Below are 16,175 nucleotides of genomic sequence, written 5' to 3' on the forward strand. Positions count from 1 at the left end.
GCGACCACCGATTATGCCCGCGCGGCAGAGGCCGATACGCTCATCATCTGCGTGCCGACCCCGCTCAACCGCAACCGCGAACCCGATATGTCCTATATCCACGCGACCATGGCGTCGCTGGCGCCGCATCTGCGCGCGGGGCACCTGATCTCGCTGGAAAGCACGACCTTTCCCGGCACGATCGACGACGAAGTGCTGCCGGTGGTGCTGGCGGCCGGGCTGGTGCCGGGCGAAACGGTGTTCGTCACCTATTCGCCCGAGCGCGAGGACCCGGGCAACAAGCATTTCGGCACGCGCACCATCCCCAAGCTGATCGGCGGGGTGACGCCGGCCTGCACAGAAGTGGGCATCGCCGCCTATGAAGCGGCGATCGACCGGCTGGTGCCGGTTTCCTCGACCAAGGTGGCCGAACTGGCCAAGCTGCTGGAGAATATCCAGCGCTCAGTGAATATCGGCCTGGTCAACGAGATGAAGATCATCGCCGACAAGATGGGGATCGACATCCACGAAGTGGTGGAAGCCGCCGCCACCAAGCCTTTCGGCTTCACGGCCTATTATCCGGGGCCGGGGCTGGGCGGGCACTGCATCCCCATCGACCCCTTCTACCTGACGTGGAAGGCGCGCGAATATGGCGTGTCGACCCGCTTCATCGAACTGGCCGGCGAGATCAACCAGGCCATGCCCGACTGGGTGTTCGGCAAGATCACTCAGGCGCTCAACGCGCGTGAACGCTCGGTCAAGGGCGCGCGGGTGCTCGCGCTCGGCATCGCCTACAAGAAGAATGTCGACGACATGCGCGAATCGCCCGCCGTCCATGTGATGGAGCGGCTGCGCGATGCCGGCGCGCTGCTGGACTACAGCGATCCGCATGTGCCGGTCTTCCCCAAGATGCGCGAGCATCGTTTCGATCTGGCATCGGTGCCGCTGACGCCGGAAACGCTCGCCGGCTATGACGCGGTCGTCGTGCTCACCGATCACGATGCCTTCGATTATGGCCTGATCGCCGAGCATGCCCGGCTGATCGTGGACAGCCGCGGCAAATATCGCACGCCGATGCCCAATCTGGTGAAGGCCTGATGTCGGGGCAGCAGGTTGCCGTTGTCGGCGTCGGCTATTGGGGCAAGAATATCGCGCGCAGCTTTGCCGAGCTGGGTGCGCTGGGCGCGATTGTCGATACCAATGCGGCGGTCGCCGAACCGGTCGCTGCGCAGACCGGCGCGCCGATCCGTGATTTCGATGCCGTTCTGGCCGACCCGGCGATTGCCGGCATTGCCATCGCGACGCGCGCCGAAACCCATTATGCGATTGCCAGCCGGGCACTGGCCGCCGGCAAGCATGTGTTCGTCGAAAAGCCGCTGGTGCTCGACGAGGGCGAGGCCGACCGGCTGATCGCCCAGGCGGAAGCGGCGGGGCGCGTGCTGATGGTGGGGCATTTGCTGCGCTATCACCCGCTGTTCCGGCGGATGCTGGAGATCATCCGTTCGGGCGAGCATGGCGCCCTGCGCTATGTCTATTCGGACCGGATGAGCCTGGGCAAGATCCGCACCGAGGAAGATGTGCTGTGGTCGTTCGCGCCGCACGACATCTCCATGGTGCTGGCGATTGCGGGCGCTGAGCCGGTCGCCGTCACCGCGCAGGGCAAGGGCTGGGTGGACCCGTCGATCTGCGATTACGCGACCGCGCAGCTGAGCTTTGCAGACGGGCTGAAGGCCGATATCCGCACCACCTGGCTGAGCTACAAGAAGGTGCAGCAATGCGTCGCGATCTGCGACCGTGCGACCATCGTGTTCGAGGACAGCGAGAAGGAATGGGGCCGCAAGCTTGCCGTCCATCCGCATGAGGTGGTTGTCGAGGGCGGGTTGCCGGTGCCCAAGCGCGGCGAGATGCACTATGTCGAGGTGCCGCAGGCCGAGCCGCTGAAGGCCGAATGCGCGCATTTTCTGGAATGCCTGGGCGGCGCTGCGCCGTTGACCGATGGCCAGGAAGGCCGCGCGGTGCTGCGCGTGCTGCAGCGCGCGACCGAGGCGATGAAGAACTGAACGGGAAAGAGTAAAGCGTGACCGATTATTTCAAGCATGAATCCGCCTATGTCGATGCGCCCAGCGAAATCGGCGCCGGCACCAAAATCTGGCATTTCGCCCATATTCTGCCCGGCACCCGCATCGGCAAGAATTGCTCGCTGGGCCAGAATGTGATGGTCGGCCCCGACGTGACCGTGGGCGACAATTGCAAGATCCAGAACAATGTTGCGCTCTATAAGGGCGTTGAGCTGGCGGATGGTGTGTTCTGTGGCCCGTCCTGCGTGTTCACCAATGTGCTGACGCCGCGCGCCGAAGTCGAGCGCAAGGAAGAGTTTCTGCCCACCCGCGTTGGTCGCGGTGTTTCCATCGGGGCCAACGCCACCATCGTGTGCGGCCACGATCTGGGGGACTATTGCATGGTGGCCGCCGGCGCTGTGGTGACCAAGAACGTGCAGGCCCATGCGCTGGTTGCTGGCGTTCCTGCCCGCCGCATCGGCTGGGTAAGCCGCACCGGTGAGCGGCTGGGCGATGATCTGATCTGCCCACGCACTGGCGAGCGCTACCGCGAAGAGGGCGAAACGCTCGTCCTGATTGCCGACTGAACATTTTTTCTGGAGCTAGCCCCATGAACGCGCCTGCCACGATCGCCTTTATCGACCTCGCCGCGCAGCAGCGGCATCTCCGCCCGCAGCTGGACGCGGCCATTGCCAAGGTGCTGGATGACGGCGCCTATATCATGGGGCCGCATGTGAAGGCGTTCGAGGCGGAACTTGCCGCCTTTTGCGGGGCCAAGCATGTGATCAGCTGCGGCAACGGCACGGACGCGCTGCAGCTGGCGCTGATGGCGTTGGGCATCGGGCCGGGCGATGCGGTGTTCTGCCCCACCTTCACCTTTGCCGCCACCGCAGAAGTCGTGCCGTTCGTCGGCGCGACGCCGGTGTTCGTCGACAGCGACGAGGTCAGCTTCAACATGGACCCGGCCAGCCTGGAACGGGCGATTGCGCACGCCAAGGCGCAGGGGCTGCGCCCGGCGGTGGTGGTGCCGGTCGACCTGTTCGGCCTGCCGGCAGACATTCCCGCGATCACCGCGATTGCGCGCGCGCATGGCTGCAAGATCCTGTGCGACAGCGCGCAAGGCTTCGGCGGCACGATCGACGGCCAGATGACCGGCAGCTTCGGCGATGTCTCCACCACCAGCTTCTTTCCGGCCAAGCCGCTCGGCTGCTATGGCGATGGCGGCGCGGTGTTCACCGACGATCCGGCACTGGCCAAGCTGCTCGATTCGCTGCGCGTGCACGGCAAGGGCAGCGACAAGTATGACAATGTGCGCATCGGCATGAACAGCCGGCTCGACACGCTGCAGGCGGCGATCCTGTCGGTGAAGCTCAGCGCCTATGCCGACGAGATTGCGGCGCGCAACCGCGTGGCGGACCGCTACACCGCGCGCCTGGCCAACATCGTCGATACGCCGGTGGTGCCGGCCGGCTACAGCTCGGTCTGGGCGCAATACACCATCAAGCTCAATTCGGCGGCCGAGCGTAGTGCCGTGCAGGAATCGCTGAAGGCCGCCGGCGTGCCGTCGACCGTCTATTACCCGATGCCGCTGCACCGGCAGACCGCGTACAAGGATTTCCCGGGCGATCCGGCCGGGCTCGCGGTATCCGAAAGCCTCAGCCAGCGGGTGCTGAGCCTGCCGATGCATCCCTATCTGGATGAAGCGACGCAGGACCGCGTGATCGAGGCGCTGGGCAACGCCGTAAAGACGGCGCGGGGTTGAGATGACCCGCAAGATCGTCACCATCGTTGGCGCACGGCCGCAGTTCATCAAGGCGGGTGCGGTCAGCCGCGCCATTGCTCAGGATGGTGGGCTGGACGAAGTGCTGGTCCACACCGGCCAGCATTTCGACGACGCGATGTCGGACATCTTCTTCCGCGAACTGGAACTGCCCCACCCCAAGCATAATCTGGGGATTGCCGGGCAGACGCATGGCGCGATGACCGGCCGGATGATGGAGGCGATCGAGAAGGTGCTGATCGAGGAAACACCCGATCTGTGCCTGGTTTATGGAGACACCAATTCGACGATTGCCGGGTCGCTGGCAGCGGCCAAGCTGCACATTCCCGTCGGCCATGTGGAAGCGGGCCTGCGATCGTTCAACCGGCGGATGCCGGAAGAACTGAACCGGGTAGTGACCGACCATCTGGCGGCGATCCAGTTTTGCCCGACGCGGGCCTCGATCGACAATTTGCGGGCCGAGGGTATCGTCCAGCACGTCTATCACACGGGCGACGTTATGTTCGATGCGACGCGCTTTGCGATTGCGGCAACGGCCGGGCGTGACGGCGTGTTGCAGCAACTCGGCCTGACGCGCGGCAATTATAATGTCTGCACGATTCACCGCGCCGAGAATACCGATGACCCGGTGCAGCTGGCGAAGGTGGCAGACTATCTGCGCGCAGTGGCTGCCGAGCGGCCGCTGGTCCTGCCGCTTCATCCGCGCACGCGCGGCGCGCTTGCCCGCAATGGTCTGAACTTCGACTTTGCGGTGCTGACGGAGCCGCTCGGCTATTTCGATCTCAACGCGCTGCTGGCAGGCGCGGTTGCTATCTACACCGATTCCGGCGGGTTGCAGAAGGAGGCCTATTTCCACGGCAAGCCCTGCGTTACCCTGCGCGATGAGACCGAATGGGTCGAAACCATCGATCATGGCTGGAACCGGCTGTGGCAGGGGCCTGATTACGTGACGCCGCGCCAGCCGATCGCCGATTATGGCGCGGGCGATGCGGCCGAAAAGATCGTGACGCTGCTGCGCGATTTCCTGGGCTGATATCCGTGGAGTTGAGGGCTGGCTCGATCAGGTCAGCCCCAGTGCCTTGCGATAATCGTCGAGCCGGATTTGGACGAGCGCGTTCCAGCTGAACTGGTCTTCCATTTTCCGCGCGCCAAAGGCGCCCAGCTCAGCCCGCCTGGCGGGGTCTTTCAGCTCGAGCAGCTTGGCCTGCAGGTCGTCGATATCGTTGAGCCGATATTGCAGGCCGTTACCGCGAACACGCTCAACCGCTGCGAGCTGATCGTTGACGACGATGGGCGTTCCCGACGCCGCGCAATCGATCATCGAGGTTGATTCCTGCGTTGGCCACACGCCGATATCGGCGGCACGGAACACGTTGCCCAGTTCCGAAAAATGCACGAACGGGTTGACGATGGTACCGGGCACGGCGGCGATCTCGTCGCGTTGGGTGCCATCCCCATAGAAGACCGCGCGATAGGGCTCACCACGCTCGCGCATTGCCGCCACGGCCTGCGCCATCAACAGCGGATTCTTGTCGACAGCGAAGCGCCCCGTATAGACGCACATGATCTCATCGTCCCCGACACCCAGCGACCGGCGTAGCGCGCTGGCGGCACTACGTTCATCGTCATTGGCTGCCGGGTGGAAGATGTCGGTGTCCACACCAAGCGGCACCGTCTTCAGCTTATGAGCCGGTACCCCGAAAAAGCGCCGGGCGACATCGGAGCAATCGACCGTGGCACCATAGCATAGCTCCATGCGGCTGCTGATGAACCGGCCGGGCAAGCCACGACGGACCAATTCCTTCAACCTTGCCGGATGGAAGATCGGCTTGGGATCGGTGGCCAGCGGATAGACGCTCGCAGTGGTGTGGTTGCCGGTGAACAGCTTGTAGCCAAGCTTTCGCTGAAAGCGCGCAGCGTCGATGGGTAGCCATCCGGTGTGCGAGAAGACCTGCACGATATCGGGTTTCAGTTCCGCCAGCTTGGCGCCAAGCCCCGTCATTCTGACGCCGCCATAGGCATCGATATAATCGACATAATGGACCTTGAAGCCGTCAACATCCCGTACTGTGCCCGCAGGATACCCCTTTTTCTGGATGCCGGCATAGGTCTTCTGGAAATCGGTCATCTGCGCATAGACGGGTATCCCCGCTGTGACGAGATGAACGGAGACACCAGGCTTTTTGGCCAGGCTCGCTGGGATACGACTGCCTGCATAGCCCATCGCTTCAGCAAACGCGTCCGCCAGAATAACGACGGTAATTGCTGCCGGTACGTCCAACGCTGCCCCCTGCACTAAAATACGCCACTGCCTGCTTGACGCGCCTGCCGCGAGCGCTGATAGGGCGCTCGGGGGAGCCGGGTCAAGCGCAGGCCCGGCTGTGTTGGAGTTCCGAAAGACAAGCGGCATGATAGGCAGGCTGATCCGCGCGGCGACGGGGCGCTCTGCCCATGTCATCGGGCCGCGCTCGCGGCTGGGCCGGACCGCGATCATCGACAATATCCAGCGCCGCGCCGACTGCATCTGCATCGGCGAGAACAGCATCATCCTGGGCCAGTTGCTGGTGTTCGGCCATGGCGGCGCAATTGCCGTCGGCGACCATTGCTTCATCGGCGAGAACAGCCGGCTCTGGTCGGCCGGGTCGATCCGTATCGGCAACCGCGTGCTGATCTCGCACGACGTCAACATCTTCGACAACGATACCCACCCGTTCGACGCCGCCGCGCGGCACCGCCACTATCTCGCCATTGCCTCTACCGGTCATCCCAAGGAACTCGATCTGGGCGAGATGCCGGTGGTGATCGAAGACGACGCCTGGATCGCCGCCAAGGCGATGGTGCTGAAAGGCGTCACCATCGGCCGCGGCGCGGTGGTGGGGGCGGGCGCCGTCGTCACCCGCGACGTAGACCCTTTCACCGTGGTCGCCGGCAATCCCGCGCGGCCGGTCCGCTCGCTCGACCTTGTCGACCCCGAAACCATCATTGCCTGACGCAACAGGATCGTTTGATTATGCCGAAAATGACCAATCCGATGATTGTGGGCCGCCGCATTGCCCTACTGCCGCGCGAGATTGAGAAATCGCTCATCAACCAGGGGCGCATCATGGCCGCGCTGAACCGGCGTGAGCGGTTCGACGATCTGTCCGACTATGAATTTCAGGTGTTCTCGCAATGGGGTGAGGATGGCATCATCCAGCATCTGGTGGAGGCAATGCCCGGCATCCCGCGCCAGTTCATCGAATTTGGCGTGGAAAGCTTTACTGAATGCAATTCCCGCTTTCTGATGATGAAGGACGGTTGGTCGGGCTTCATCATTGACGGCTCGGAAAAACATGTTGCCGATATCCAGAGCCGGCACTGGTATTGGCAGCATGATCTGACCGCGCACTGCGCCTTCATCGACAAGGACAATATCGCCAGCCTGCTCGACAAGAGCGGCTTCTTCCCGGAGCCCGGCATCCTGTCGGTCGATATCGACGGGGTCGACTGGTTCGTGCTGGAAGCGCTGGGCGCCTGGAAGCCGTGGATCGTGATTGTCGAGTATAACGGCCTGTTCGGGCCGGAGGCGCCGGTGAGCGTGCCCTATGATCCGGCCTTTGTGCGCCACCAGAAACATTATTCAGGCCTGTATTGGGGCGCGAGCCTGGCCGCGTTCGACACGCTGCTGGCGCCGCGCGGCTATCGCCTGGCGGGCACCAACCGGGCGGGCTCCAACGCGTTCTTCGTGCGGACCGACAAGGTGCAGGGCCATGTTCCCAGCCCTACTCGGGAACAGGCCTGCCGCCCGGTGATTTTCCGTGACGTGCGCGACGAGCAAGGCAAGCTGCAGTTCATCAACCAGCGCGAGCGTGCGCGCGTCATTGCCGATATGCCGCTGGTCAACACGGTGACGGGCGCGACGCTTGCAATGCGTGACCTGAACCTGGGGTAATTGACATGGCATCATCACCTATGACCTGGGAACAGGCCGTTCAGTTGATCCGCGATGATCCCGCCAAGGCCGACCTCGCGCGCGACGCCTATTATGACGATCCGTTGACCGAGGCTGCCCAGCGCTATCATGCCAGCACCGAATGGCAGGCGATCCGCGTGATCATCGGCAAGGGTGAAGGCCGCACCGCGCTTGAGATCGGCGCCGGCCGCGGGATCGCCAGCTACGCCCTTGCGCGGGAAGGCTTTCAGGTAACCGCCTTGGAGCCTGATCCCAGCGCTATTGCCGGGGCTGCTGCGATCCGTGACCTGGCGACGCAAACCGGCGTGTCGATCAAGGTGGTCGAGGAGTATTCCGAGACCCTGCCCTTTGAGGACGCGAGCTTTGACGTTGTCTTCGCCAGGGCAGTGCTGCACCATACCCGCGATCTTGCGGGCGCGATCGCGGAAATGGCACGTGTCCTCAGGCCCGGTGGCATGCTGGTTGCGGTGCGCGAGCATGTGATTTCGCGCGATGAGGATTTGCCGGCATTTCTGGCTTCGCATCCGATGCATCACCTTTATGGCGGCGAGAACGCCTTCCGCCTGGATCAATATGTTGGGGCGATCCGCGCAGCGGGATTGGCGCTTGATCCGCCCTTGGCGCCGCTGGAAAGCCCCATCAACTATTGGCCGCACACGGCCGCAACGCTGCGGCACGAAATCGCCGCGCGCTTCCGCAAATTGCCGGGGGCGCCACTGGCAGTTGGCGCCGCGCTGGCCATGCCGGGCCTAGGCCGGGCGATGATCGGTCTGGCGGGGCGTTTCGATCACCGTCCAGGCCGACTTTATTCGTTCGTCGCGCGTCGTCGCTGACATGGCGGTTGTCTGGGTTACCGGCGGCGCAGGGTTCATCGGCAGCGCGCTGCTGAACCTGCTGTCTCAACAGGGGCATGTCGTCGCCGGCATCGGTGGTGCGGCGCCAGCGGGCCACGCCGAATCATCGGCCGCTTGGGCGCCTGGCCGCATCCGCATGGGCGGTCTCGATGCGCTGGCTGCGCAGACCGGCGCGCCGGATTACATCCATCATCTGGCCGGCGGCTCCTCGGTCGGTGTGTCGATCGCAGATCCCTTTGCCGATTTCGAAAAGACCGTGGCCGGGTCCGCCATATTGCTGGAATGGATGCGGCAGGCGTCACCGGCGGCGTCGCTGGTGGTTGCATCGTCGGCGGCTGTTTACGGGGTGGGCCATGATGGCGCGATTCCGGTCACCGCGGCGCCGAAGCCGTGCTCGCCCTATGGGCGGCATAAGCAGATCATGGAATTAATGTGCCGCAGCTACGCCGAAAGCTATGGCATCCGCGCATCGATCGTCAGGCTGTTCTCGGTCTATGGACCAGGACTTCGTAAGCAGTTGCTGTGGGATTTGTGCGGCAAGCTGTCGATCCAGGGCAGCGCCGTGCTCGGCGGAACGGGCGACGAGCTGCGGGACTGGGTGCATGTGGATGATGTCTGCCGGCTGCTGGCGAAGGCCGCCGACTTGGCGTCGCTCGACGTTCCGGTGATCAACGGGGGCACCGGGGTCGCGACCAGTGTGCGCGATATCGCGCAGATGACGGCCCGGTCCTTTGACCTGTCCGATGCGGCCATCAGCTTTTCGGGTCTATGTCGTGCCGGCGACCCGTTCAGCCTGGTCGCCGCACGGCCGGCAGAGGCTTTCGACTGGCGGCACGATCTGGCCCAAGGCATCGCAAGCTATGTCGCCTGGTTCAAGCGTAACAACGCATGACGCACCCGGTGCGTCTTGCCACGCCCGTGATCGGCGGCCCGCACTGGATGGGTGGCTGGAATTACATGATCAACATGGCGCGCGCGATATCGGCCCATGCGCCTGATGCGATGAATCTGGTGATTGCCGCCGGTGCCACCCAGCGGGATCACCCCGACCTTATGATGCTGGACGCGCTGCCCGGCATCGACGTGATCCACGATCCTGCATTCGACCCAGCGAACAAGTCGCGCCGCCTGGCGCTTGCCATTGGTACCGGTCTGGACGGGCGGGCGCTATCGCTGTTCGCGGCCCATGGTGTTGATGTTGTTTTTGAACCGGCCAATTTCTTCGGCTGGCGCTTTCCGTTGCCAACCATCGCATGGATGCCGGATTTTCAGCACCGCCGGCTGCCCCATCTGTTCACCCGTCCGGGTTGGTGGCGCCGGGAAATCGGCTTTCGCGCGCAGATCGCCAGCAATCGCACCATCATGCTCAGCAGCCGCGATGCCGAGGAGGATTGCCAGTCATTCTATGCGGCCTCGCGCGGTCGTACGCGGGTCGTGCCATTCGCTGTGACAACCCCTGACACGCTGTCGCTGGCAGATGCTTATGCGCGCGTCGATGCACTGGGCTTGCCCCGGCATTTCTTTTTCATGCCCAACCAGCTGTGGAACCATAAGAACCACGCCATCGCGATTGAGGCAGCCCGATTGCTGAAACAGCAGGGTGTCGATGCGATGATCATTGCGACCGGCCATGGCGACGACCCGCGGACACCCGATCTGCGCGAGACACTGATGGCGCGCGTTGCCGACAACGTGCTGGACAGCCATTTCCGCTTTACCGGCGCGCTGCGCTATGCCGATGTGCAGGCATTGTGCCTAACAGCGGCGGCGATCATCAATCCATCGCGGTTCGAGGGTTGGAGCACTGCGGTCGAGGAAGCAAAGGCGATCGGAACGCCGTTGCTGCTTTCCGACTTGCGGGTCCATCGCGAGCAGGCCGCGCATGTCGCCAAATTCTTCGATCCAGACGATGCTGCGACACTGGCAGACCATATCAAGCACACGCCGCCGCGCGATGCCGCCGCAATCGAAGCGGCGCGTTCCATCGCGGTGGAAAGCTACGCGGTCGATCAGCGCAATTTCGCCATGCGCCTAGCCTCATTGGTTAGCGCGGTCGCAGGCGGCCGGTAAGCGGCCAGTCGACGGTTTACTGGCGCGGCAGGCTTTGCACGGAACGGCGCAAGTCAGGGCGATCGGCGGGCAGGCGTGCGGCCAGCGCGTCCAAGGTTTCTGGCTGGAAGCGAACCCCACCTGCTGCGATGCGGCTGAACAAAGCGGCTGCGTTGACGGCATTGCGCCGCATCCGCTCCGCATCCGGCGCCGGGCTGTCGGGTTTGGGCGGCGGCGGGCCGTCGGCAAAATGCCTTAGTGCCCAGGGCAGCCACCAGCGTTGTTTGATCAGCAGGTCGGCCATTGGCTCGATCAGCCGGTCATCGCTGATTGCCCCGGCCATTACCGGAAACAGCGTTGCATGGATTTCGGTGGAAGAGCTGAGCGCGGCATCGAAATGCGCAAGCGCCCCGCGCGTGTCGCCCCGCGTGACATTATACTCGATAAGCCACAATTCGGCCGCCAGGTCGCGCCGGGTCAGCCAATGGGCATAGGTCATGGCGCGCGTGGCCGCGGCGACATCTGCGTCTTCCAGCGCGACAAAGCCGATGGCGCGGGCAGCCTGGGCATGGGTGGGGTCGCGCATCAGCGCGGTCGCACCATGGATGCGTGCCCGCGCGCGATCATCGGGCGCCTCCGGGTTGATCTGCATCCGGCTTGCCAGCTGCGCATTGGCCAGCGAGTCAAAAGGCAGGGCCTGCACTGCAATGGCGGGGCGGGTTTCGCGATTGGCGGCGGCCACCCCGTCGAACATGACATAACTTGCCAGCGCGACGAGAACCAACCCCGTCGCCGCGCGGAACAGGGCCAGCCCGCCGGTCGCGGGCGTGGCAATCCGGTCAGGCCTTGGCAAAATCCTTGCTCCGATCGCCATAACCATAGCCATAGCTTTCATAGCCATAGCCATATTGCACGCGGCGCGAGTCGAACTTGGTCAGCACCGCGCCGATGATCGAGGCATGCGCGCTCTTCAGCCGCTGCAGCGTTACGCGCAGCTGCCGCTTGCGGGTCGCTGACGCTTCAACCACGATCACCGTTCCGCTCACCCGGCTGGCCAGCAGCGGGGCGTCGGCCAGCGCCATCACCGGCGGCGCGTCGAACAGCACGGTGTCGAATTCGGCAAGCGCATCCTGGATCAGCGCATCGACCTGCGACCCCGAGAACAGCTCGGCGGCGTTGGGCGGCGTGGGACCAGCGGACAGCAGCCACAGATTTTCCTGGTGCGTCGGCACCGCCATCTGGGCAAGACTGCCATTGCCGCTCAGCACGTTGCTCAGCCCCTGCAGGTTGCGCAGCTCCATCATCTGGTGGAGCGAGGGCGAGCGCATGTCGGCGTCGATCAGCAGCACCTTGCGGCCAAGCCGGGCCAGCGTGGTGGCAAGCGCAACCGTGGTCGTCGATTTGCCTTCGCCGGGCACGGTCGATGTGATCAGCAGGCTGCGCGGCATCCCTTCGGGCGTGGAGAAGCGCAGCGCGGCTTCGAACGACAGGAACGCTTCGGCGAGAGCGGACTTGCGGTCCTGCATCGCGATCAGCACTTCCTCGTCGAGCGACTTCGGAATCGCGCCAAGCGACGGGATATGGAACAGGCGTTCCAGATCGTCCGGCACGGCGATCCCTTCGTCGATCTGCTCGAGCATGAAGGCCAGGCCAATCCCGACTGCGGTGCCGAGAATGAGACCAAGGATGATGTTCAGCAACGGACGCGGCGACGACGGGCGATTGGCGGGCAAACCGCGATCAACCACTGCCACATTGTTGGTGCCGATGCCGCCGGCGACACCGATTTCCTTATAGCGCTGCAGCAGCGCATTATAGAGTTCGCGGTTGGTATCGGCATCACGCTGATAAATGTTGTACTGAATGCCAAGGCGGCGCTGCTCGATCACCTGCGCTTCCACCTCGGCCACCTTGGTGGCCAGGGCGTTTTCTTGCGCCAGCGCCTGCCGGTAGTTGACGTCCAGCGAGCTGCGGCCGCGGGCTTCCTCGCGGGCAATGCCGTTGTCGAGCTGGCGAAGCTGAGCGTTCAGCGCCTGCAGTGGCGGGTAATCGGGCTGGAACTGCGCGCTCAGCCGGGCGGCATCGGCCGCCACCTCGGCGCGTCGCTGGCGCAACGCGTTGATCGCCTGGTTGCCCAGATTCTCGGCCGTCACCCCGCTGCCGGCCTGGCTGCGGCGGGTTTCGGCCGCGATCCGCGCACCCCGCGCTGCCGCCAGCTGCTCATTCAGGGCGATCAGCGTGTCGGTGAGGACGGATCGCTCCTGTGACCGGGCGTTGGTGTCGTTGGACGGCGTGCCCATGGTGATGATGTGGTTCTGCGATGCATAGGCCACCAATTGCCGCTCGGACTCTTCCAGCTTGGTCTTGATCTGAGCGATCCTGCTTTCCAGGAATGATCGTGCATAGCTGTTTGCGTCGAAACGGCGGGCTAGATTGCGCTTGATGAATTCGTCAGCCCAGGCATTGGCGATGTCCGCAGACATCTGCGCATCTGGACTTTCGAACGACATACCCACCAGCCGCGACGCGCGCACCGGTGCCACCGAGAAATGGTTCAGAAGAATTCGGATTGTCTTGTCACGACGCGACTGGCGCGTAGCGGGCGGCAACGGACCGCCGGCGTCGGTGAAAAGGCCGCCATCGACACGCTCACCAAACAGGCGCAGGAACTTCCGGCTATCGTAAAGCTTCAACCGGTCGGCGACGGCTTCCGCCAGCGACCGCGCTTTCAGCAAGCCATATTGCGTCTGGTAGAATTCCTGATCGATGGCGCTGACCTGCGGTTCGGCGCCGCGGATGTTGACGATGTTCGAATCCTCTCGAGAGATTTCGAGAGTTACAGTCGATGTATACTGTTTCGTCAGCAGAAGGGTGACGCCGATAGATGTCAGCAAGCCCGCAATCACCGATCCCAGGATGAGCCACCGCCACCGCAACAGGATGCGGATCCAGTTCTGTATAATGCTCTCGCGCTCCGCCAGGTCGCCGGCCTTGGCGCGCCATTCGACCATCGCGTTGCCTGGGGCAGCGACGATCGCGCGGCTGGATGGAGTATCAATCGCGTTCATAGACTTTCCAAATGGCCCGTTCAGCGTGCCAGTACGGTGATCAGCGGTGCGACGATCAGTGGCGTAATGGCAACCAGATCGCGCAGCAGACGCCGTTGCGGCGAATCGCCGACGATGATGATGTCGTTGGCAAAGATTTCCGGATCGCCATAAGCGCCACGACGGATGGCGCCAAGATCATAAAGCGCCGCATAATCCTTGCCACCCACGGTGCGGAAAACCACGACTTCCTGAACCCTTGCAAAGTCAGTGAGTCCTTCCGCAGAGGCGATGGCGCGATTGAGGGTCATCCTGCCGACCACCGGATAAAGCCCCGGCTTGCGGACCTGGCCATCAACCGTGATCGCCGAGCTCTTGCCCTCGACCACGTTCACGGTCACCTGCGGGTCGCGCACGAACTTGCGCAGCCGCTCGGTCAGCAAATCGGCCAGTTCGCCGGGCGTGATGCCAGCGGCCTTGACGCTGCCAGCGAAGGGGAAGCCGATGCGGCCGCTGGCATCGACCTCTATCTTTTCGCGCTTCAGGTCTTCTATGCCGTAAACGTCGATGTTGAGCTTGTCGAACGCGCCGATCACATATTCACGGGCCGGCTCGATGAGGTCGGTCCTACCCGGCGTTGGCAGCGCACCGAGGTTTGCGACCTGCAGCGACGGGCGGGGAGTCAACGGCGGCGCACTGGCGCAGCCGGCGACAAGCACAAAGCAAAATATCGACAGGATCGACCGGATCACGCAATGCCCCTCATAAACTCGTTGATCCCATAGCGCCCGGTTCTCGGGCGGTAAACCGGCTATTGGTGCCGCCAAAATGGTGGGGCGCGCTAGGTCGAGCCTATTGCGCGACCTGTGGATGGTCGTTCTTCAGGTTGCCAAGGCGGTATAGGACGATGCACGCCAGCGCAAACAGCGAGCCCATCAGCGGGGTCCGCACGGGATAATCGACCAGGCTGGCGACAAGCATGACGACAAGCGCGATTGCAGCAAGCTGGGCCGGCGGGCGAAGGCTGACGCGATCAAGCCCCCACCCGAGCGTGATCGCACGACCGATCCAAACCAGCCCCAGTGCCAGCCCAAAGGCCCCAGCAAGGCCATATTCGGCAACGATTTCAAGATAGTCATTATGGGCGTGGTTGACATATTCGGGCCGCAGGTCCGCCATTTTTTCGAAGCGCGGATAGGCGCGCACGAAGCTGCCGGGGCCACTGCCAGTGGGAAAAAATGCCTGCGCCATATCGATGGTGTTTTGCCAGAACGAACCGCGCCCATTGCCCACATCATTGTCACCAAAGCGGGCGATTGGCGCAACCATTGCCGACGTGCCGATGAGGCACAGCGCCACGATCGCGATGCCCGTCAGACGCGTTGCCCGACGTGACGGTGATCGGCTGGTCGCGGCGATCAGCCCGATTGCCAGGATCATGCTGACCGCCAGGACATAGCCGCTGCGCGACTGGGTGATTGCCACCCCAAGCCCGGCGAGCAGCGCCGCCGCGAGCGCCACCATCCGCTTGGCAAGTCGCCGTGCCGGCGGCGTTCCCGGCGCGACCGCCCAGAAATAGGCGGCGGGAAGGCCCAGACACATAAGCACCGCCTGATGATTGCGATTGGCGAAAAAGCCGACCCCGGCATCGGTGTCGTTGATGGCATAAAGCCGCAGCGGGCTGTCGGCGTCGCTAACGAGCTGCAGCGTTGCCAGCGCGCCGCTGAGCGCGGTCACTGCCAGCAGTGCAGGTGCAAAGTGCCGAGCCCATGATAGTGGCGCGCGCATGGCCAGCGCGACTGTGGCCACCGGCACAAGCAGGGCCAGTATTGTCTCGATCGTCAAATCTGGCGACAGCGTCAGCGGCCGCCAGGGTTGGGGCTTGCCGGCAATGGTCGCGGCGGCGTCATAGCCAGCGTGACCTGGCAGTGCAGACCATAGTGCGGGCGGGAGGGGGATCAGCGAAAGCACGCACAGCAGCGCAACCGCGGCGGGCAGAAGCAGCGGCGGCACCAGCGCCCGCAGCTCGGCGCGTGCGGCTGGAAGAATGATGACGCCGATCACCAGCAACGCCGCCAGCCTGACCGCCATCAGTTGCGAGATGTCGGATCGGGAAGACCCCCCGGCCAGCAACAACGCCACGACGAACAGTGCGGTGGCAACCCACTGCATCGCAGACAGGCGGGCATGATTGGGCATGGCTTATCCTGTTGCGGCAATGCCGCGATCATCAACGCGCGGATTGCAGCGTCATCTGTCAGCCAACCGGCTGGCCGTCAAGTCGATGAGATAGCGCGCTATTCGTCGCTAGCTACGAGGCGCTGCCAGCCGACATCGCCCATATGGCTTAGCCCATATGGGCGATGTCGGTCCGATCGAGACAAAGAAAAAGCGGCGACACAAAGTGCCGCCGCTCCTTCAAATCAAAGCTGTTGCAGCTTAGCGGCTGACAGCGCG

Annotated in this window: 15 protein-coding genes; 10 read left to right on the forward strand and 5 right to left on the reverse strand. The window is 63.7% G+C overall.

Annotated elements, in window-relative coordinates; genetic code table 11:
- The 5 genes from K2Y03_RS03810 to wecB form a co-directional block, all read left to right on the forward strand.
- The coding region (locus tag K2Y03_RS03810; RefSeq protein WP_294088401.1) for a nucleotide sugar dehydrogenase at positions 1 to 1,077 on the forward strand (1,077 nt) is incomplete at its 5' end.
- Positions 1,077 to 2,039 (forward strand): Gfo/Idh/MocA family oxidoreductase, encoded by a 963-nt coding sequence (locus K2Y03_RS03815; protein ID WP_294088402.1) that lies wholly within the window; start codon positions 1,077 to 1,079, stop codon positions 2,037 to 2,039. The genes K2Y03_RS03810 and K2Y03_RS03815, both read left to right, overlap by 1 nt.
- Before the next feature lie 17 nt (positions 2,040 to 2,056).
- Positions 2,057 to 2,623: an acyltransferase gene (locus K2Y03_RS03820; RefSeq protein WP_294088403.1), complete on the forward strand. Its 567-nt coding sequence runs from the start codon at positions 2,057 to 2,059 to the stop codon at positions 2,621 to 2,623.
- A gap of 23 nt (positions 2,624 to 2,646) precedes the next feature.
- Complete coding sequence (locus tag K2Y03_RS03825; RefSeq protein ID WP_294088404.1) at positions 2,647 to 3,798, forward strand: DegT/DnrJ/EryC1/StrS aminotransferase family protein; 1,152 nt, start codon at positions 2,647 to 2,649, stop codon at positions 3,796 to 3,798.
- 1 nt (position 3,799) lies between these two features.
- On the forward strand, positions 3,800 to 4,849 hold the full coding sequence (wecB, locus tag K2Y03_RS03830) for a non-hydrolyzing UDP-N-acetylglucosamine 2-epimerase (protein WP_294088406.1): 1,050 nt from the start codon (positions 3,800 to 3,802) through the stop codon (positions 4,847 to 4,849).
- 27 nt (positions 4,850 to 4,876) lie between these two features.
- Here the strand turns inward: wecB and K2Y03_RS03835 are convergent, their stop codons facing one another.
- Positions 4,877 to 6,097 (reverse strand): glycosyltransferase family 4 protein, encoded by a 1,221-nt coding sequence (locus K2Y03_RS03835; RefSeq protein WP_294088407.1) that lies wholly within the window; start codon positions 6,095 to 6,097, stop codon positions 4,877 to 4,879.
- 127 nt (positions 6,098 to 6,224) lie between these two features.
- Here K2Y03_RS03835 and K2Y03_RS03840 point away from each other — a divergent pair, with 127 nt between their 5' ends.
- Genes K2Y03_RS03840 through K2Y03_RS03860 form a run of 5 tightly spaced genes read left to right on the forward strand, consistent with a single transcriptional unit; the run spans position 6,225 to position 10,692 of the window.
- The gene (locus K2Y03_RS03840; RefSeq protein WP_294088409.1) at positions 6,225 to 6,806 is read left to right on the forward strand and encodes a DapH/DapD/GlmU-related protein; all 582 of its coding nucleotides are present in this window, start codon (positions 6,225 to 6,227) and stop codon (positions 6,804 to 6,806) included.
- Positions 6,807 to 6,835: 29 nt separating this feature from the next.
- Complete coding sequence (locus K2Y03_RS03845) at positions 6,836 to 7,747, forward strand: hypothetical protein (RefSeq protein WP_294088411.1); 912 nt, start codon at positions 6,836 to 6,838, stop codon at positions 7,745 to 7,747.
- 20 nt (positions 7,748 to 7,767) lie between these two features.
- On the forward strand, positions 7,768 to 8,601 hold the full coding sequence (locus tag K2Y03_RS03850) for a class I SAM-dependent methyltransferase (protein ID WP_294088413.1): 834 nt from the start codon (positions 7,768 to 7,770) through the stop codon (positions 8,599 to 8,601).
- A 1-nt stretch (position 8,602) separates the two neighbouring features.
- On the forward strand, positions 8,603 to 9,514 hold the full coding sequence (locus tag K2Y03_RS03855; protein WP_294088414.1) for an NAD(P)-dependent oxidoreductase: 912 nt from the start codon (positions 8,603 to 8,605) through the stop codon (positions 9,512 to 9,514).
- Entirely contained in the window at positions 9,511 to 10,692 is a 1,182-nt protein-coding gene (locus tag K2Y03_RS03860) for a glycosyltransferase (protein ID WP_294088415.1), read from the forward strand. The genes K2Y03_RS03855 and K2Y03_RS03860 overlap by 4 nt, the downstream gene beginning before the upstream one ends.
- 16 nt (positions 10,693 to 10,708) lie before the next feature.
- On the opposite strand, the gene K2Y03_RS03865 is transcribed toward K2Y03_RS03860, so the two are convergent.
- The 4 genes from K2Y03_RS03865 to K2Y03_RS03880 all read right to left on the reverse strand — a co-directional run bounded on the left by K2Y03_RS03865 (position 10,709) and on the right by K2Y03_RS03880 (position 15,917).
- On the reverse strand, positions 10,709 to 11,545 hold the full coding sequence (locus tag K2Y03_RS03865; protein ID WP_294088416.1) for a hypothetical protein: 837 nt from the start codon (positions 11,543 to 11,545) through the stop codon (positions 10,709 to 10,711).
- The gene (locus tag K2Y03_RS03870) at positions 11,511 to 13,739 is read right to left on the reverse strand and encodes a polysaccharide biosynthesis tyrosine autokinase (protein WP_294088417.1); all 2,229 of its coding nucleotides are present in this window, start codon (positions 13,737 to 13,739) and stop codon (positions 11,511 to 11,513) included. Before K2Y03_RS03870 ends, K2Y03_RS03865 begins: the two co-directional genes overlap by 35 nt.
- A gap of 20 nt (positions 13,740 to 13,759) precedes the next feature.
- Complete coding sequence (locus tag K2Y03_RS03875; RefSeq protein ID WP_294088418.1) at positions 13,760 to 14,470, reverse strand: polysaccharide biosynthesis/export family protein; 711 nt, start codon at positions 14,468 to 14,470, stop codon at positions 13,760 to 13,762.
- Positions 14,471 to 14,570: 100 nt separating this feature from the next.
- Positions 14,571 to 15,917, reverse strand: coding sequence for an O-antigen ligase (locus K2Y03_RS03880; protein WP_294088419.1), 1,347 nt, complete (start codon positions 15,915 to 15,917; stop codon positions 14,571 to 14,573).
- Positions 15,918 to 16,175: the final 258 nt, after the last annotated feature.

The organism is Sphingomonas sp., from assembly GCF_019746015.1.
Lineage (GTDB): Bacteria > Pseudomonadota > Alphaproteobacteria > Sphingomonadales > Sphingomonadaceae > Sphingomonas.

Bases quoted from the DNA above. Each gene is read 5' to 3' on its own strand.
- K2Y03_RS03825 (WP_294088404.1), top strand. From the start codon at position 2,647: ATGAACGCGCCTGCCACGATCGCCTTTATCGACCTCGCCGCGCAGCAG.
- K2Y03_RS03860 (WP_294088415.1), top strand. From the start codon at position 9,511: ATGACGCACCCGGTGCGTCTTGCCACGCCCGTGATCGGCGGCCCGCAC.
- K2Y03_RS03850 (WP_294088413.1), top strand. From the start codon at position 7,768: ATGACCTGGGAACAGGCCGTTCAGTTGATCCGCGATGATCCCGCCAAG.
- wecB (WP_294088406.1), top strand. From the start codon at position 3,800: ATGACCCGCAAGATCGTCACCATCGTTGGCGCACGGCCGCAGTTCATC.
- K2Y03_RS03840 (WP_294088409.1), top strand. From the start codon at position 6,225: ATGATAGGCAGGCTGATCCGCGCGGCGACGGGGCGCTCTGCCCATGTC.
- K2Y03_RS03880 (WP_294088419.1), bottom strand. From the start codon at position 15,917: ATGCCCAATCATGCCCGCCTGTCTGCGATGCAGTGGGTTGCCACCGCA.
- K2Y03_RS03855 (WP_294088414.1), top strand. From the start codon at position 8,603: ATGGCGGTTGTCTGGGTTACCGGCGGCGCAGGGTTCATCGGCAGCGCG.
- K2Y03_RS03845 (WP_294088411.1), top strand. From the start codon at position 6,836: ATGACCAATCCGATGATTGTGGGCCGCCGCATTGCCCTACTGCCGCGC.
- K2Y03_RS03815 (WP_294088402.1), top strand. From the start codon at position 1,077: ATGTCGGGGCAGCAGGTTGCCGTTGTCGGCGTCGGCTATTGGGGCAAG.
- K2Y03_RS03865 (WP_294088416.1), bottom strand. From the start codon at position 11,545: ATGGCGATCGGAGCAAGGATTTTGCCAAGGCCTGACCGGATTGCCACG.
- K2Y03_RS03870 (WP_294088417.1), bottom strand. From the start codon at position 13,739: ATGAACGCGATTGATACTCCATCCAGCCGCGCGATCGTCGCTGCCCCA.